The sequence below is a fragment of the Marinobacterium iners genome (assembly GCF_017310015.1).
Classification (GTDB): domain Bacteria; phylum Pseudomonadota; class Gammaproteobacteria; order Pseudomonadales; family Balneatricaceae; genus Marinobacterium; species Marinobacterium iners.
In genome coordinates this window covers 1,109,673-1,125,938 of the sequence record NZ_CP022297.1, presented here as the reverse complement: position 1 = coordinate 1,125,938, position 16,266 = coordinate 1,109,673, and the positions used below count along the sequence as shown (strand labels likewise).

The 16,266-nt window shown below is 57.4% G+C and carries 16 protein-coding genes; 8 read left to right on the top strand and 8 right to left on the bottom strand.

The features are described 5' to 3' along the window. Window positions 1-69 precede the first annotated feature (69 nt). From CFI10_RS05490 to CFI10_RS05475, 4 genes are all read left to right on the top strand, one after another. A complete protein-coding gene (locus CFI10_RS05490; protein WP_206840402.1) occupies window positions 70-1,518 on the top strand; it encodes an HD domain-containing phosphohydrolase in 1,449 nt (482 codons plus the stop codon). Window positions 1,519-1,597: 79 nt separating this feature from the next. Beyond that, complete coding sequence (locus CFI10_RS05485) at window positions 1,598-2,380, top strand: phosphatase PAP2 family protein (RefSeq protein ID WP_206840400.1); 783 nt, start codon at window positions 1,598-1,600, stop codon at window positions 2,378-2,380. Further along, the gene (locus CFI10_RS05480; protein WP_206840398.1) at window positions 2,349-3,053 is read left to right on the top strand and encodes a response regulator transcription factor; all 705 of its coding nucleotides are present in this window, start codon (window positions 2,349-2,351) and stop codon (window positions 3,051-3,053) included. The genes CFI10_RS05485 and CFI10_RS05480 overlap by 32 nt, the downstream gene beginning before the upstream one ends. Continuing rightward, window positions 3,050-4,078 carry a sensor histidine kinase gene (locus tag CFI10_RS05475; RefSeq protein WP_206840396.1) on the top strand — a complete coding sequence of 343 codons (1,029 nt, stop codon included), beginning with the start codon at window positions 3,050-3,052 and terminating at the stop codon, window positions 4,076-4,078. The genes CFI10_RS05480 and CFI10_RS05475 overlap by 4 nt, the downstream gene beginning before the upstream one ends. Here the strand turns inward: CFI10_RS05475 and CFI10_RS05470 are convergent. Together CFI10_RS05470 and CFI10_RS05465 are read right to left on the bottom strand one after the other, a co-directional pair. Continuing rightward, window positions 4,051-5,766, bottom strand: coding sequence for a phosphoethanolamine transferase (locus CFI10_RS05470; protein ID WP_206840394.1), 1,716 nt, complete (start codon window positions 5,764-5,766; stop codon window positions 4,051-4,053). The genes CFI10_RS05475 and CFI10_RS05470 overlap by 28 nt on opposite strands. A 75-nt stretch (window positions 5,767-5,841) precedes the next feature. Next, window positions 5,842-6,450: an IMPACT family protein gene (locus tag CFI10_RS05465; protein WP_206840391.1), complete on the bottom strand. Its 609-nt coding sequence runs from the start codon at window positions 6,448-6,450 to the stop codon at window positions 5,842-5,844. A gap of 135 nt (window positions 6,451-6,585) precedes the next feature. Between CFI10_RS05465 and hrpB the strand changes: the two genes are divergently transcribed. Further along, a complete protein-coding gene (hrpB, locus tag CFI10_RS05460; RefSeq protein ID WP_206840389.1) occupies window positions 6,586-9,108 on the top strand; it encodes an ATP-dependent helicase HrpB in 2,523 nt (840 codons plus the stop codon). A 50-nt stretch (window positions 9,109-9,158) separates the two neighbouring features. Here hrpB and CFI10_RS19335 read toward each other — a convergent pair whose 3' ends face one another. After that, entirely contained in the window at window positions 9,159-9,623 is a 465-nt protein-coding gene (locus tag CFI10_RS19335; protein ID WP_206840388.1) for a cold-shock protein, read from the bottom strand. 190 nt (window positions 9,624-9,813) lie between these two features. Here CFI10_RS19335 and CFI10_RS05450 point away from each other — a divergent pair, with 190 nt between their 5' ends. Continuing rightward, complete coding sequence (locus tag CFI10_RS05450) at window positions 9,814-10,020, top strand: SlyX family protein (protein ID WP_091825386.1); 207 nt, start codon at window positions 9,814-9,816, stop codon at window positions 10,018-10,020. Here CFI10_RS05450 and CFI10_RS05445 read toward each other — a convergent pair. From CFI10_RS05445 to mpl, 5 genes are read right to left on the bottom strand one after another with little or no spacing between them, the layout of a single operon-like run. Beyond that, entirely contained in the window at window positions 10,014-10,814 is an 801-nt protein-coding gene (locus CFI10_RS05445) for a class I SAM-dependent methyltransferase (protein ID WP_242530123.1), read from the bottom strand. The two genes, CFI10_RS05450 and CFI10_RS05445, sit on opposite strands and share 7 nt — an antisense overlap. After that, window positions 10,811-11,635, bottom strand: coding sequence for an undecaprenyl-diphosphate phosphatase (locus tag CFI10_RS05440; protein WP_206840383.1), 825 nt, complete (start codon window positions 11,633-11,635; stop codon window positions 10,811-10,813). The genes CFI10_RS05445 and CFI10_RS05440 overlap by 4 nt, the downstream gene beginning before the upstream one ends. Beyond that, a complete protein-coding gene (gene tsaB / locus CFI10_RS05435) occupies window positions 11,632-12,321 on the bottom strand; it encodes a tRNA (adenosine(37)-N6)-threonylcarbamoyltransferase complex dimerization subunit type 1 TsaB (protein WP_206840382.1) in 690 nt (229 codons plus the stop codon). Before tsaB ends, CFI10_RS05440 begins: the two co-directional genes overlap by 4 nt. 54 nt (window positions 12,322-12,375) lie before the next feature. After that, window positions 12,376-13,014 carry a flavin prenyltransferase UbiX gene (locus tag CFI10_RS05430; protein WP_206840379.1) on the bottom strand — a complete coding sequence of 213 codons (639 nt, stop codon included), beginning with the start codon at window positions 13,012-13,014 and terminating at the stop codon, window positions 12,376-12,378. Next, a complete protein-coding gene (mpl, locus tag CFI10_RS05425; protein ID WP_206840377.1) occupies window positions 13,004-14,386 on the bottom strand; it encodes a UDP-N-acetylmuramate:L-alanyl-gamma-D-glutamyl-meso-diaminopimelate ligase in 1,383 nt (460 codons plus the stop codon). Before mpl ends, CFI10_RS05430 begins: the two co-directional genes overlap by 11 nt. Window positions 14,387-14,544: 158 nt before the next feature. Here mpl and CFI10_RS05420 point away from each other — a divergent pair, with 158 nt between their 5' ends. Further along, entirely contained in the window at window positions 14,545-15,516 is a 972-nt protein-coding gene (locus CFI10_RS05420) for a class 1 fructose-bisphosphatase (protein ID WP_206840374.1), read from the top strand. Between the two features lie 104 nt (window positions 15,517-15,620). After that, window positions 15,621-16,154, top strand: coding sequence for an inorganic diphosphatase (gene ppa / locus CFI10_RS05415; protein WP_091825366.1), 534 nt, complete (start codon window positions 15,621-15,623; stop codon window positions 16,152-16,154). The last annotated feature ends 112 nt before the right edge of the window (window positions 16,155-16,266 follow it).

Sequence of the window (16,266 nt, the reverse complement as noted above, 5' to 3'; positions counted from 1 at the left end):
GGCTGCTTTAATAAGCTCTGTGCATAGTCAGCAGTGATACAGAATCACGAGCAGATCCGGGAGATCAGGGTGCAAAATCATCATCACGACAGCCACAAGGATTCACAGACGGAAGAAAAACGCGCTCGATTACCCCTCTCTGCACGTTTTCTGTTGTTTGCCATCAGTATTCTGGTCTTGAACGGTTATCTCTTGTCACACAAGACTGACAAAGTCATCGAGCAGGCGTTTTTGGCCCAGGCCGACCAGAAAATACATCTGCTGCTGGATCAGATTCGACGCAATGTTGAACAGGAGCGGATCGCACTGACCGACGTTGCACTGGCCGCCGAGGTGGATTATCTAAACCGCCATAGCGACTTTGGCTGGCAGCTGCATATTCAGGATCTCTACGCCTTTGATGCCAACGGCGACATTATTGCTCACAGCCAGGCCCAGCGGGGCCAAAAGGCACTTCAACCAGGCTCCACTTATTATCGGGTCATTCATGACCGGCAGCCATCACTTGGAGAATCCCGAGAACACCACACAGACAGCGGCTTCATTAAGGCGGATTATCTATTGCCGATGACCCTGCCTGGTGGCGCCATTGCGGGCATTGAGGCCGAGGTCGATATTACCGGCCTGAAAAAAGCGATCAGCAGTTTCGATGGCCCTTTCGAGCAATCCATGTGGAATACCATTTTGATCAGCAGTCTGCTGATGCTGCTGTTCCTCGGCGGTTTGATCCATTTTCGGCTCACGGGTCCGATACAGCGACTTCATCGCTGCGTACAGGCACTTTCCCGTGGAGAGCTGGACAGCCGTGTCAGCGTGACGACCCGTGACGAGATGGGACAGCTGGCATCCGGCGTCAACCACCTGGCCGAGAGTATTCAAGAATTACTGCGCGAGCAGGAAAGAACCTACATGGCGACGCTAAGTGCACTGGCCCAGGCACTGGAAGCCAAGGACCCCTATACCGCCGCTCACTCAGGCCGCGTCTCACGTTATGCCGTCAAACTGGGCCAGCAGCTGGGTCTGGAGACCGACCAATTGGCCCTGCTGAAGAAGGGAGCCCTGATGCACGATCTGGGCAAGATCGGCATTCATGACACCATTCTCAACAAACCCTCTGCTCTCACCGATGCCGAATACCAGGAGATGAAAAAACACCCGGTGATGACCGCTGCCATCATGAAGCCGCTGAAACGCTTCAGCGCCTTTGCCGAGATTGCTGCCTGGCACCATGAGCGCTGGGACGGGACCGGCTACCCCGATGGACTCAAGGGCGACGAGATTCCACTGCTGGCACGCATCGTCGCAATTGCCGACACCTGGGACGCCATGACCGGTGACCGCATCTATCGCCCCGGAATGCCCGTCACGAAAGCCTTGAATATTCTCGAGTCCGAGCAGGATCAAGGGCAGTTTGATCCTGAGCTGATACGGGTGTTCATTGCCATGATTCGTCAGGAACAGCCTGAGGATGCCCCTTCGGCAGCCGAATACTCGTCTCGACCAAACACCTCTGTGTGACGCGAGCGAGGCTTTCACGTCCTCTTCACTCTGTGGCAGGCATCATGCCAGTCCCCTCTACAGTGGCGGTTGTTACAGCATGAATTCCAGCCTTCCAGGCCGCACAGGCCTCATATGCTCAGCCCTTGCGGCGCTGGCATGCGCCATGGTGGCGACCCTGATCATCCACCGTTTTCAGCTTGACCTGACACTGGCCCAATGGATTTATGCGCTGGAAGGTCATGAATGGACCCTGAAGGAGCACTGGCTGTTCAGTGAGTTACTCCATCAACGCGGTCGGCAGCTCAGCATTGCCTTGCTTCTGCTTTGCCTCATCCTGTTGTTGGCCAGTGGCATTCATCCACGGCTGCGACCTTACCGAAGAGTTTTGGCCTATCTGGTCATTTCGCCACTGATTGCCAGCGGAGTGATTCTGCTGGGCAAACGCTCCCTTGGCGTTGAATGTCCCTGGAGCCTGCAACCTTTTGGAGGCGATGTACCTTACTCACCCTTGCTGCAGCAGCTTTTCAATCACGGTAGCGGAAGCTGCTTTCCCGCCGGACACGCCAGTGCCGGGTATGCCTGGCTTGCGCTCTATTTTGCGGCGGCAACTGTCCAGCCACGGTGGCGATATGCCGCACTTGCCCTGGCACTGGGGCTCGGCCTGCTGTTCGGAACCACTCAGCAGCTGCGAGGCGCACATTTTCTGTCACACGATATCTGGAGTTTTACACTGTGTTGGTCGATCAACGCCCTGCTGGCGGCGCTGATGCTGGCACCCAGGCGCGATTGCAGCCTTCACCCCGACAGCTCTATGATGCAATTAAAATCAGTAAGCGAGCGTCTGCCCAATGTCTCAGATTTCCGTTCTACTGGCCGATGACGATCCTGGCATTCTTGAGGCAATCGCCGACTTTTTAAGCTGGCGCGGCATCAGTGTTGACTGTGCCCGTACCGGCGAGCAAGCACTCGAACTGTCCAGGCAACAACATCATGACGTACTGGTGCTGGATGTCATGATGCCCGGCATCAGTGGTTTTGCGCTCTGTCAGCAGCTGCGTCAGCTGGGTGTCACCACCCCGATTCTGCTGCTGACAGCTCTCGATCAAGTGAGTGACAAGGTCACCGGTTTTTCCGCCGGTGCCGACGACTACCTGGTCAAGCCCTTTGCCATGGACGAGCTGGTTTGTCGCATTGAAGCCTTGAGCCGACGCGTATCACGTCAACAACTGCGCCTGCTGCATTTCGGTCCACTGGAACTGGATGTGGAACAGCAACAGGCACGGCGCGATGATGTACCGCTGCAGCTGACCCCTCAGGGCTTTACTCTGCTGCGCCACCTGATCGCACATGCTCCCCGCGTCGTCAGCCGTCGCGAGCTTGAGCAGGCCATCTGGGGAGACGAGCCCCCGGACAGTGATGCGCTGCGGTCACTGCTGTATCAGTTGAGAACCCAACTCGACAAGCCGTTCGACTCCGCAATGCTGCACACCCGCAGGGGAAGCGGTGTGTATCTACAACTTCCAGATGCCCCCAACACCACAGAAACGCCATGAAATTCACAACTCGCATCATTCTGATTACCGGACTCTCCACTCTGCTCTTGACCAGCCTGTACTGGCTGGCGGGCTGGCACCTGGTCGAAAGTATTGAGGATGCCAACCGGGCAGCCATTCTCGAATACATGGCCAGTCAGCCAGAACTCCAGCAAACGAGTATTGAGCAATTGCTGGACGAAACCAATTCATCCGAATTGATGGAACGAGCGCTCGTAATTGGAGGAATTCTACTGTTTTCGCTTGGAGCCATGGGCATCACTCTACTGCTGGTCTGGCAACAGACACGCCCCGTGCGGGAGTTGATGCAAGCAATTGAAGCGGTTGATCCTTCTTCGCCACAGATGACGCCCCTGCCCCGCAAGGATGAACTGGGCGAAATGAGTCAGCGCTTTGCCCAGCTGTTACGGCGCATTGATGGCTTTATTCAGCGGGAACAGAACTTTACCCGCTTTGCCAGTCACGAACTGCGCTCCCCCCTGACCGTGATACATGGCTCGCTGGATCTGTTGCAGGAGATGTCGAGAGATCACACCAATCCCGCCGAGAAACGGGCGTATCAACGGATCGCCCAAGCCGTCAATCGAATGGAGCAGTTGACCGACTCCTTCCTTTGGCTGTCCCGTGAACAGCCTTCAGAGCATTGCAAAGTCGACAGCCACATGCTGCAGCAGCTGATCAACCAAAGTGACCATTCGGGACTTGAGCTGCAGCTGCAGATTGGACCAGTACTGGACTGGTCCATTCACCCCTTCATATTGTCAGTCATACTCGACAACCTGCTGGGCAATGCGTGCCGCCATGGTACAGGGGTACTGACACTTGAGGCGGATATTCACTCACTGATCCTGACCAACCCAGTAGCAACTGCAGGCCCAGAAAACAAGCAACAGGGCTTTGGCTACGGCCTGCCCATCATTGCTCAGCTATGTGACAAGGCCGGAGCACATTTTTGTTACCACCAGGATGCTCGGCAGTTCCAGGCCCGGATCGAGTTTCAGCCATCAGCCTTCCGGGCCGACTGATTGTGTACTGTCGCGAGACTCCGCTGCCCATTACGACAAGGCGCAAACAGATCCAGCTCTGGCTGGTAGACTGATGTACTGACCTGCATCAGCCCCAACAGAGAATGGGCCAGGAAGTCATGGCTGAGTGGTTTGTCGCTGTTTGCCTTGAGGCACTGCCAGTCAACACCATGCTCCTGCTGGAACCCGGCTGACAGCCAGGTGATCAGAGGCACCTGCTTTTGCTCTTCTGGCGCCAGCAGCCAAGGCATACCATGCAAGTAGAGGTTATTCTCCCCCAACGACTCGCCATGATCTGAGACATAGAGCATGGCGGCGTTAAGCTGCTCTTGCCGCTGCAACAGCTCGATCACCCGTGCCAAAAGATGGTCGGTATAGCGAATGGTATTGTCATAGGCGTTGACGATATCGGTCTGAACACAGGTCTGCAGCTCGCTGCTTTGGCAGACCGGTGTGAAGTACTGATAGTTCTCAGGGACACGTTCAAAATAAGCCGGCCCATGACTGCCCTTTTGATGCAGTACGATCACCGCAGGCCCCTTAAGCCCCTCCAGCTGCTGCTGCAACCCGAACAATAACTGATCATCGAAGCATTCCTCTTCCGTACAGTCGTGCCCTGGATTGAGCTGCTCCGCCTCGATCACCGGAATGCGTGCACACACACCCTTGCAGCCGGAGTTGTTTTCACGCCAACGTACAGAAACACCTGCATGCTGCAAAATATCCAGCACATTGCTCTGATAGGCCACCTGCTCATCGTCATATCGTTCTCGCTGCTGCAGCGAGAACATACAGGGCACCGACACAGCTGTACTGGTACCGCAGGATTCCACATCCGTAAAGCTCACCACCGGCAGGCGCTCCAGCTCGGGCGTGGTATCTCGCGCATAGCCGTTGAGGCCAAAGTTCATGCTGCGTGCCGTCTCACCCAATACCACAATCAGCACGTCAGGCTTTTGCGCTTTCGCGGATACAGTCTGAAACCCGGCTGATTCAAGTCGAGCGTCCAGCCCCAGCGGCTGAAAGACACGCTTGGAGGCATCATAGGCTCCACTGAGGTATCGCCCTGTGTAGTACAGGTAGCTGGACGGCAGCGCCAGATTGCGGATCTCACGGTGATTGCGAAACAGCGAGGAATAGTCCTTATACAGCAGTGCTGCATTCAGCCCGATCAGGAGCAGGCAGCTGAGCAGACTGATGGTTTGCCCCACCAGAATCCGCTTAACCGGCTGGGGCTTGATCCTGATCCACAGCAGCAACAGGGACGGCAACACGCCTTTCAACAACAAGTTAAGCAACATGGCACCGGTGACCAGATCCCTCACTTCTGCCGGGTCGGTCTCGAACAGATTTTGCACCATGGTCTTGTCAATCACGATGCCATAACTGTCCATGAAATAACCGACCTGCGCCGTGCTCAGAAGCAGAAACACCGCCACCGGCTTAATCAGTCGTGGCCAGCACAACAAGCCCAGAAACAGCTGAATCACCGCCAGCAGAAACAGTAAAAAAGCTGCGGCAAAAAACCACTTGTGTACGGCATCAGCATACTGAAGCGATAGAATCAGGCGCCAGAGCGATCCGTTATAGAACAACCCCAACAACAGTGCCACCAGCCAGCCCAGCTGAACGGCGCTCAGCCGGGGACGAGGCAGGTAAGACAGTTTTGAAAACAGGCGAACAAGCATGGATATGTCCTGAAGATTTATCAGACCTGTAGCATGCTCTGTACTGTGTGAGGCTAACGTGAAAACAGGCTCGAATCAGGCCCCAACATCCGTATTGGTGTTCAGTAACTCCAGCTCCCCTCTTGTCTGCTCCTTCAGTTGGTGCAGGCATTGCTCCAGCGGCTCTGCTTCGCCCTGCAGAGTGGCCAACACCTGTTGCTGATACTCTACCTCAAGTGCCAGCCCGGCCTGCTCGGCCAAACGGCGCACCAGTGCTTCATGCGCATGCTCAAACCGGATCTGCGCCTGCGCCTGAGGCTTGACCTCGACATATTCGACCTGCTGCAGCGGCTCGCTGATCGCCTGGCTGTAGGCGCGTACCAAACCACCTGCACCCAACTTGATACCACCAAAGTAACGCACCACCGTGGCCAGTACGTAATCCAGCCCTTTGTGCTGCAGTACATTCAATATCGGGCGGGCCGCCGTGCCCGAAGGCTCGCCGTCATCGGACTGACGCACCTGCCCGGCCACCAGCATCGCATAGCAGATATGCCGCGCTTCCGGGTGCTGCCGCCAAAGCTCGGCCACCCGTTCAAGTCCGGCCGCATGGGAGTGGATCGGCTCAATACAGCCGATAAAGCGTGACTTCTTGATCTCGATCTCGCTGTGTACCGGTTCGGCCAGGGTTTTGTAACAGGTCATGAGCAACGCAGGTCCTCGATTGTTAGGTCCACGCGGGATGATAGTACATCGCACGGTCTTCTGTCCGGTCGCGGGCAGCGCCCCGCCTGCGTTGCTGGTACACTTCGCAGGCCCGAACTGCCAAGGATTATGACCATGCCCGACCTCTCTCAGCTGCCGATCGACTCACTGCTGCCAGAGATCGTTGCCACCCTTGAGCAACAGAACGAACTGATTCTTGAAGCCGAACCCGGTGCGGGCAAAACCACACGCGTGCCACTTGCACTGCTGGACCAGCCCTGGCTGGCAGGACAGAAAATCATCCTGTTGGAACCACGACGACTTGCGGCCAAGGCTGCAGCCCAACGACTGGCACAGCAACTGGGTGAGCCGGTCGGCAAGCGTGTTGGCTATCGTGTTCGGCTCGAAACACGCACCAGTGAGGCCACCCGCCTGGAAGTGGTCACCGGCGGGGTGCTGGTGCGCATGCTGCAGGAAAATCCGGAGCTTGAAGGCATAGGGTTGTTGATTCTGGATGAATTTCACGAGCGCAGCCTGGATGCCGACCTCAGTCTGGCACTGGCACTGCAGGGGCGGGAGCTGCTGCGCGAAGGGCCTCCACTCAAACTGCTGCTGATGTCGGCAACCCTCGAGCACTCGACATTGTCTGCACTACTCGGCGGCGCACCTGTGGTGCAATCCAGTGGCCGCAGCCACCCGGTGGAGATCATCTGGTCCGCCCGCAGTCGCAGCGACGAGCCGATCGAGCCTCGTATCGCAAAACTGGTGGCACAGACACTGCAGCAGCACGCCGGCAGCCTGCTGGTGTTTCTGCCGGGACTGGCCGAAATTCGCCGCACTCAGGCACTGCTGGAACCGCTTCTCGAACAGTATCCCGAGCTGCTGCTGACCCCGCTGCATGGTGAGCTGCCGCTGGATCAGCAGCAACAGGCGATACTGTCACCACCCCGGGGCCAGCGCAAAGTGGTACTGGCCACCGCCATCGCGGAAACCAGCCTGACCATTGAGGGCATAGAAGCGGTCATCGACTCCGGGCTGAGTCGACAGGCGCGTTTTGATCCCGCCAGTGGCATGACGCGTCTGTTCACCACCCGCGTGTCGATGGCAAGCGCCACTCAGCGTGCAGGCAGGGCTGGACGCCTGGGGCCAGGCACCTGCTATCGGCTTTGGTCCGAAGCCCAACACAGTGAGCTTGAACCCCAGACACGCCCGGAAATTCTTCAGGCCGATCTGGCCCCGCTGGCACTGCAACTGCTGAACTGGGGCGTGAACGATCCAGCCGAACTGATCTGGCTGGAGCCACCACCTGCGGCCACATTCAGTCAGGCAATACAGCTGCTGATGCAGCTGGAGGCGATTGAAGCCCCCGCCCCCAACCAGTTACGTCTGACCCGCAGAGGCGAGCGCATGGCCGAGCTGCCGACTCACCCCCGTCTTGCCCACATGTTGCTATGCGGTGCGGAAAACGGCCTGCTGCCATTGGCGGCAGACCTTGCGGTACTGCTGACCGAGCGAGACCCGCTGAATACTCAGTCCGCCGACCTGCGCCAGCGGCTTGACTGGTTGCACAGTACAGGCCGCGAGCCACATCGGCGCAGACTGCAGCAGCTTGCAAGCCAGCTGCGCAGCAGCTGCAGCGATATTACCTGCCAGCTGGACAGCGGCAGCCCGGATCAGCCCCACTGGATCGGCTATCTGGTTGCCTGCGCCTACCCTGACCGGATCGCGCGGCAGCGTGAACCCGGCTCTGCACAATACCGTCTAAGCCAGGGGCGCGGGGTTACGCTGGCCGAACAGGACCCGTTGCGCAAACATGAATGGCTCGCGATCGCCACACTCAGCAGCCACAATGGACGCGCTTCGGACAGAATCAGACTGGCCAGTACCCTGGCCCCCTCGCTGTTCGAAAGTCAGCTAAAGGATCTCAAACGAACTGAAGAGGTCGTCGAGTGGGACAGCCGACAGGACAGATTTGTGGCTGAACGGCAGGTGTGCATCGGCAATCTGGTGTTGAGCCGAACACAGCTGCAGGAAGTAACGGCGGAGCACAGGCGCAGAGCCATTATGTCGCTGCTGCAGCGTGAAGGGTTGCTGCGGCTGAGCTTCACACCTGAAGTCGAGCAGTTCAGGGCACGAGTGGCGTTTGCCGCCAGCCAGGACAATGATGCCCAATGGCCCGACCTGTCCGATGCAGGGCTGCTACAGACTCTGGAGCAATGGCTGTTGCCCTGGCTGGATACTGTTACTCGACAGGACGATCTGACTCGGCTCGATCTACTGTCGATTTTGCGCAGCCGGCTGGACTGGCCACAACAGCAGTTGCTGGATCAGCTCGCCCCCGAACGGATACCCGTTCCTTCAGGTTCCAGCTATCGAATCGACTACAGCCAGTCGCCTCCGGTACTGGCGGTAAAATTACAGGAAATGTTTGGCTGCCTTGATACTCCCCGTGTAGGCCACGGGATTCCCCTCACACTGCACCTGCTGTCGCCGGCACAACGACCGCTACAGGTGACATCCGATCTGGCCGCATTCTGGGCTGGAAGTTACCGGGAGGTGAAGAAGGAGATGAAGGGACGCTATCCAAAACACCCCTGGCCGGATGACCCTGCCAACGCAGCGCCGACTCGATACACCAAACGACGTCAGCCGTCTTGAAATAGGGAAGGAAGGAAAGGTGCCGGCAGCGAAGCTACCGGCAGAGGGGGTCAGCTGCGAACGATGGACACGTCTTCAGCTTGCAGGCCTTTGTCGCTTTCACGCACGCTGAAGCGAACTTTCTGACCTTCGTTCAGAGAGCGGTGACCACGGCCACGGATGTTGCGGAAATGAACAAACACATCATCACCATTTTCACGCGTGATGAAACCGAACCCCTTGGACACGTTGAACCATTTAACGCTGCCGATTTCACGACCGTCGTTCTCGTCACCTTCGTCATCATCCTGCTCTGAAGCATCGGAAAACGGACGAGCTGTCCGCGCCGTAGCGGCAGAACCCGCAGGTTGCCAGGCACTGGCCAGGGTTACAAGCAGAACCACAACAGCAATGATTGCCAAAACCGGCAAGGTGAACCCTATTTCAACTCCCGCAACGCGCTGCAGCAGAAAAGGAATAATAAACGCAGCCAGAACACTGGCCAACACACTCTTGATTAACTGATTACCACTCATTGATCTTCTCTGTTTATTAGCTGAATGTTTATACAATATAAGATGCGCAGATTTAGGAAGACGCGCATTGAAGCTCGTCAGATATACTCTATTCATCATTTTTTTTCAATGGCTTAAGCCTGACAGGCTTTCTGACAGAGGGACCTATGAACTATCCTATGGACCCCGTCCAAACAGCAAGGAGGTCATTATGGCCGACAACGATACCCTGGCAGAGCTGGAATCACGCATCGCTTTTCAGGAAGACGCCATCGACAAGCTGAGTGAAGTCGTGGCGCGGCAGGAAATGGATCTGGAAAAACTGACACGAATGGTCAAGATTCTGCACGGCCAGCTACGTGAACTCGGCGGCAGTGAAGAAGCGCCCGCAGCCGATGTACCGCCGCCCCATTACTGAGAACTCTGGGCTCCACCCAACGCTCGCAGGGCATAGATGTCATAGCGGCTGGACTTGCCTTCCAGCGAGTAGGAAGGCTTTTGACCCGTGATGGCAGGCGCCTTTCGGGCGCGTTTGACCACCACCCGACAGCGTGCAGCCTCTAGCGCCGCCGCCAGCAACTCGGCATCATCGGTATCCTGGCCCACCAACTCTCGGAACGCCAGCATCTCCTTCTTGACCTGAGCCTTCTTGTCCGTATGCGGGAACATGGGATCAAGGTAGACCAGGTCTGGCTGTTGCTGCTCAGGACACTTCTGCAGCCAGGTACGCCCGTCAGCCCGCTCCAGCGTCATTCGCTGCAGCGTTTCGGCCAGATCAGGCACACTGAGGGCCTGTTCCAGCCCGGCTGCCAGAAGTGCATGCACAACCGATGAGCGTTCCAGCATGTGTACCTGACAGCCCAGCGTCGCCAGCACAAAGGCATCTCGCCCAAGGCCTGCGGTCGCATCAACAATGGTTGGGCGTATGCCTGACTTGATACCGCAGGCCTTGGCGATCAGCTGCCCCGTACCGCCGCCAAACTGACGCCGATGCGCAACCGCGCCGGACACGAAATCGGCCCTGACAGGTCCCGGGCGTTTTGGCCCGGTCGCGTAAAGCGCCAGTCCCTGCAAGTCAAACAACAGCACCTGCTGCCAAGGCTCGGCAGAGGCCAGATCCGGAGACGCAACACAGGGAAGACCAAGCTCAAGCGCCAATGTTTCTGCTGTTGCCCTGCCGTCCTCATACTGCCAACCTACGGCCAGATTCACACCAGCCCCCCGGGGCCTGCCAACCAGACCAGCAAAAGCACAACCCCCAACGCCAGCCGATACCAGACAAACGGCATCATACCAACACGATCCAGCCATTTGAGGAACAGGTGGATACAGGCCAGCGCGCTGAGTCCGGCAACCAGTGTACCGACACCAATCTGCAGCCAGTGAGCACCACTGCCCTGCTCAGAAAGCCGCGCTACCTGCAGCACTCCGGCACCAAATATGATCGGGATTGACAACAAAAATGAAAACCGCGCAGCACTCTGACGCTCGAATCCCAGCATTAAAGCCGCCGTAATGGTGATTCCTGAACGCGAGGTACCGGGTATCAGGGCCAAAGCCTGCGCCATACCAATCATGACAGCATCGCGTCGCGTCAGCTCACGAATTCCGCGACATTCCTGCCGGCGACTGTCAGCCCAGCCCAACAAAACGCCAAAAATCAGCGTAGCAGCCGCTATCACCAGTATCGAGCGACCATACTGTTCGATCAGGCCTGCAAACATGAGCCCGCTGAACATAGCGGGCAGAGTCGCCAGCACCACCAACCAGGCCAGCTTGCCTTCGGCATCGCACGGCCCACCCAAAGAACGCCCCCAGGCCATGGCCATACCACTGACCTCTCGACGGAAATAATAGACAACCGCCAGCAGAGTGCCGACATGAACGCCGACATCAAACGCCAGCCCCTGATCCTCCCACCCCAGCAACTGGGAAGGCAGAATCAGATGCGCCGAACTGGAGATGGGCAGAAACTCCGTCAGCCCCTGAATCACGGCCAGGCAAAAGGTATGCAGCCAGTCACTGAAGTTCACTGCTGATCCTTTTTCTTCCAGGCAACCTGATCGCGCAGATAAACTGGGCGCGCATCATCCGGCGCCATGGCTGCTCCCTGCTTGAACACTCGCTGAGCCAGCTGTGCCATCGCCGAGGCCTGCGGGTAGACCTCCGCTTTGATCTCACGAACCTGACGCACCAGCTCTTCCGGCATCCGCTCACGATAACACCAGCCACTGCCCAACCCGACAAAAGACCGGACAGGGCTTTCCGGCGGCAGGTGGATCTGTGCCGGGGCACATACCTGTTCCTCGACCAGTGCAACCGGCTCACCGTCCTGCCACTGCCATGCACACCAGTAGACCTCGTCCATGCGAGCGTCCAGCACCGTCAACTGCGAGCAGCTGTCTTCACCTTCTGCCCAGGCGATCGCCTTCAGGGTTGAAACCGGCACCACCGGCAGATCTGCTGCCAGCGCCAACCCCTGAGCGGCTCCGGTCGCAATGCGAATGCCGGCGAAAGAGCCGGGGCCACGGCCAAAGGCGATGGCATCCAGACTGTTCAAAGCCACACCGGCTTCAGCCAGCAGCTCTTCAACCATCGGCAACAACAGATGGGTATGGCGGCGCGGCTCGATGACAAAGCGATCAGTCAACTGATCACCCAGCAGCAGCGCCGCTGAACAGGCATCGGTAGAGGTATCCAGGGCCAGTATCTTGGACATAGTCTTCTCGGTCGGTCAAAAACGGGGCTATTGTAATCAGCTGGAGTGAACAAATCACCCGCCCTGAATCAGCGCCTCACCCCAGCGTGGCAACAGTGCTTGTTCGAGCCCAAGTTGCGACAGGATACGCGCCACTACAAAGTCCACCATATCTTCGACACTTTGTGGGCGATGATAGAATCCGGGGCTGGCCGGAATGATGACACTCCCCATGCGAGTCAGCTTGAGCATATGCTCCAGATGGATCTCGGAATAAGGCGCCTCGCGGGGTACCAGTATCAGCTGCCTGCGCTCTTTCAATGCCACATCTGCCGCCCGCTCGATCAGGTTATTGCTGGCACCACAGGCGATGGCCGACAGGGTACCGGTACTGCAGGGACACACAACCATGGCAGAAGGCGCACCCGAACCGGACGCCACCGGAGCCATCCATTGTTCGCGCCCGAACACACACAGCTGACCTGCCATGGCGCCGTACTGCTCAGTCAGAAAGTGTTCCATTGCATCGGGCGATCCTGGGAGTTTGAGGTCGGTCTCGGTTGCGATCACAACCTGGGCTGCTTTCGACACCATTAACAGCACTTGCTGGTTCTGCGCCAACAGGCACTGCAGAAGACGCAACCCATACTGAACACCGGATGCGCCGGTAATGGCCAGCGTCACACGCCCAGCAAAACCACTGTCAGAGGACATGAATCGACTCCCGCTGCTCCAGCGCCTTCAGCAACTTCTGGTGAATACCGCCAAAGCCGCCATTACTCATGATCACGACCTGCGCACCGCGCGGCAATTCGCTTGCCAGACGGTTAACAAGCGGACATATTTCCGTTTCCAGCCGTGCCGGGACAGGGCTCTGTGCCACCACTTCATCCAGCGACCAGTCCAGCCCTTCCGGCTGATACCAGTACACCTGATCCGCCATGGCGGTTGCTTCGGCAAGCTGTGCCTTGTGGGCACCCAGCCTCATGGTGTTGGAGCGCAGTTCAATCACGGCCACCACTGCCTGGCGTTTGCCCACACGGGCACGCAGCCCCTCCAGCGTGGTCTGAATTGCACTGGGGTGGTGCGCAAAGTCGTCATACACGGTGATCCCGGCCACCTCGCCCAACCGCTCCATTCGCCGCTTGACACCGCCGAACTGGCTCAGCGCTTCAATCGCATGCTCTGGCTGAACGCCAACATGACGTGCCGCCACCAGTGCATTAATCGCATTGCTCACGTTGTGCAGGCCGGTCAGTGACCAGCACACTTCGCCCAGACTCTCGCCCTGGTGCTGAACGGAAAAGTGACTGCCATCTTCGCTCAGAAGCTGAGCCGACCAGCTGGCACGACGATCAAAGCCAGTCAGTACTCGCTCACTCCAGCACCCCATGTCGATTACATCATCAAGCGCTGCCGAATCTGCCGGCATGATAACCTGTCCGGTGGCGGGCAAGATCCGCATCAAGTGATGGAACTGGCGCTGAATCGCCGCCAGATCAGGAAAGATATCCGCGTGGTCGAACTCAAGGTTATTCAGAATCAGGGTGCGGGGGTGATAGTGCACAAACTTCGAACGCTTATCGAAAAAGGCAGTGTCGTATTCGTCCGCTTCAATCACAAAGAAAGGGGTTTCTCCGATACGGGCAGAGGTTTCAAAGTTGAGCGGCACGCCGCCTATCAGAAAACCGGGCGACATGCCCGCCTGTTCAAGAATCCAGGCCAACATGGTAGCGGTCGTGGTTTTACCATGGGTACCGGCTACCGCCAGCACCCAGCGGTCGGCCAAAAGATTGTCGTGTAGCCACTGAGGACCCGAGGTGTAGCGCAAATTATGCTCCAGCACATGCTCAACACAGGGGTTGCCGCGACTCATGGCGTTGCCGATGACCACCATATCGGGGGCCGGCTCCAGTTGCACCGGATCGTAACCCTGGATCAGCTCAATTCCCTGCTGCTCCAGCTGCGTGCTCATGGGTGGATAGACATTCGCATCCGAGCCGGTGACCCGGTGCCCCAGCTGTTTGGCCAGTATCGCCAGCGACCCCATGAAGGTACCGCAAATTCCGAGAATATGGATGTGCACTCGGATGCTCCTTTTCTTGTTCTGAATGCATCGCATCATATCAGCTTGGCGCTACGAAAACCGCACCGGAAACGATCTGTTCTTATGCAAAATCCATCAGGATAGCGTACAATTCAGCGCGTCTTTCCCATCGGATCAAACAAAGGCCGAATTCACAGATGCAGCTGCTCAGCAACTACCTGAAACACCACGACACCGACCTCGAACTCGTTGAACTGATCGACACACTGATGATCGCCTGCAAGGAGATCGCACTGCAACTGCGAGAGGGCGCTCTGGCCGGTATTCTCGGCACCACCAATGACACCAACGTTCAGGGTGAAACCCAGAAGAAGCTGGATGTCATTTCCAACGACGTGCTGAAAAAGGTGCTGCTCGACAATCCTCTTGTCCGCGGCCTCGCGTCTGAAGAGGAAGACGACCCTGTCTTCGGCAACCCAAATGGTCGCTTCCTGGTGACTTTCGACCCTCTGGACGGCTCTTCCAACATCGACATCAATGTTTCCGTGGGCACCATCTTTTCCATCCTTGAAGCCCCTGAGGGCGCCACGGATGATAATGTGGACATGTTCCTGCAGGCAGGTCGCAAACAGGTGGCTTCCGGCTATGTACTGTATGGTCCTTCAGCGGTTCTGGCACTGACCACCGGGCATGGCGTCAACATGTTTACCCTTGCTCACACCGGTGATTTCCTGCTGACTCGTGAAAACGTCAAGATCCCCGAAGAAACCAAAGAGTTCGCCATTAACATGTCGAACCACCGCTTCTGGGAACCTTCGATGCGCAACTATGTTGACGACCTGCTCAAGGGTGCCGAAGGCCCCCGTGGCAAGAACTACAACATGCGCTGGATCGCCTCCATGGTGGCCGAGGTGCATCGTGTCCTGACCCGTGGCGGTATTTTCACGTACCCTTGGGATGCACGCGAACCCGCCAAGCCCGGCAAACTGCGTCTGATGTACGAAGGTAATCCGATGAGCCTGCTGATCGAGCAGGCCGGTGGCATCTCCAGCACATGTTACAGCGACATACTGGATATTCAGCCTGACCACATCCATCAGCGCGTATCCGTGGCGCTGGGTTCACGCGAAGAAGTCGAGACGCTGCTGCAGTACCACTGCGACTGCTGAACAGGCGTTTCACCTGTAAGTCGTATTCCGGCGGGCTGCTGGGCAGTTTATACTGCGGCCCGCTATACGTTCTGTCCTTGTAATCGATAACAGGAAAACAGCTCATGAGCTTCGAGAAAGTCCCTGCCGGCAAAGATCTGCCGAATGACATCTACGTGATCATCGAAATCCCGGCGGAAAGCTCCCCGGTTAAATACGAGATCGACAAAGACGCTGATGCGATCTTCGTTGACCGTTTCATGGCTGCCCCGATGTTCTATCCGGCCAACTACGGCTACATCAACAACACTCTGGCAGACGATGGCGATCCCCTGGACGTATTGGTGCTGACCCCGCACCCGGTAATGACCGGTTCTGTCATTCGCTGCCGTCCGGTCGGTATCCTGAACATGACCGACGAAGCCGGCGGTGATGCCAAACTGGTTGCCGTTCCGCACGAGAAACTGAGCCAGGCGTACAACGATATTCATGATGTTGACGATATTCCTCAGCTGACCCGTGACCAGATCGCCCACTTCTTCGAGAACTACAAAACCCTCGAAAAGGGCAAGTGGGTCAAGGTTGAAGGCTGGGCCAACGCCGACGCCGCGCGCGCCGAGATCGTGAAGTCTGCTGCTGCATACGAAGCCGCCAAGTAAGACTCGCTTCCACGGGGGATGTGCTCTGTCACATCTCCCCGCTCTCCCCCTTATCGATCCTCACCTTACCTCTCTTTTCTGCCCGACCTGTTCTGATACACTGGCCACTGTC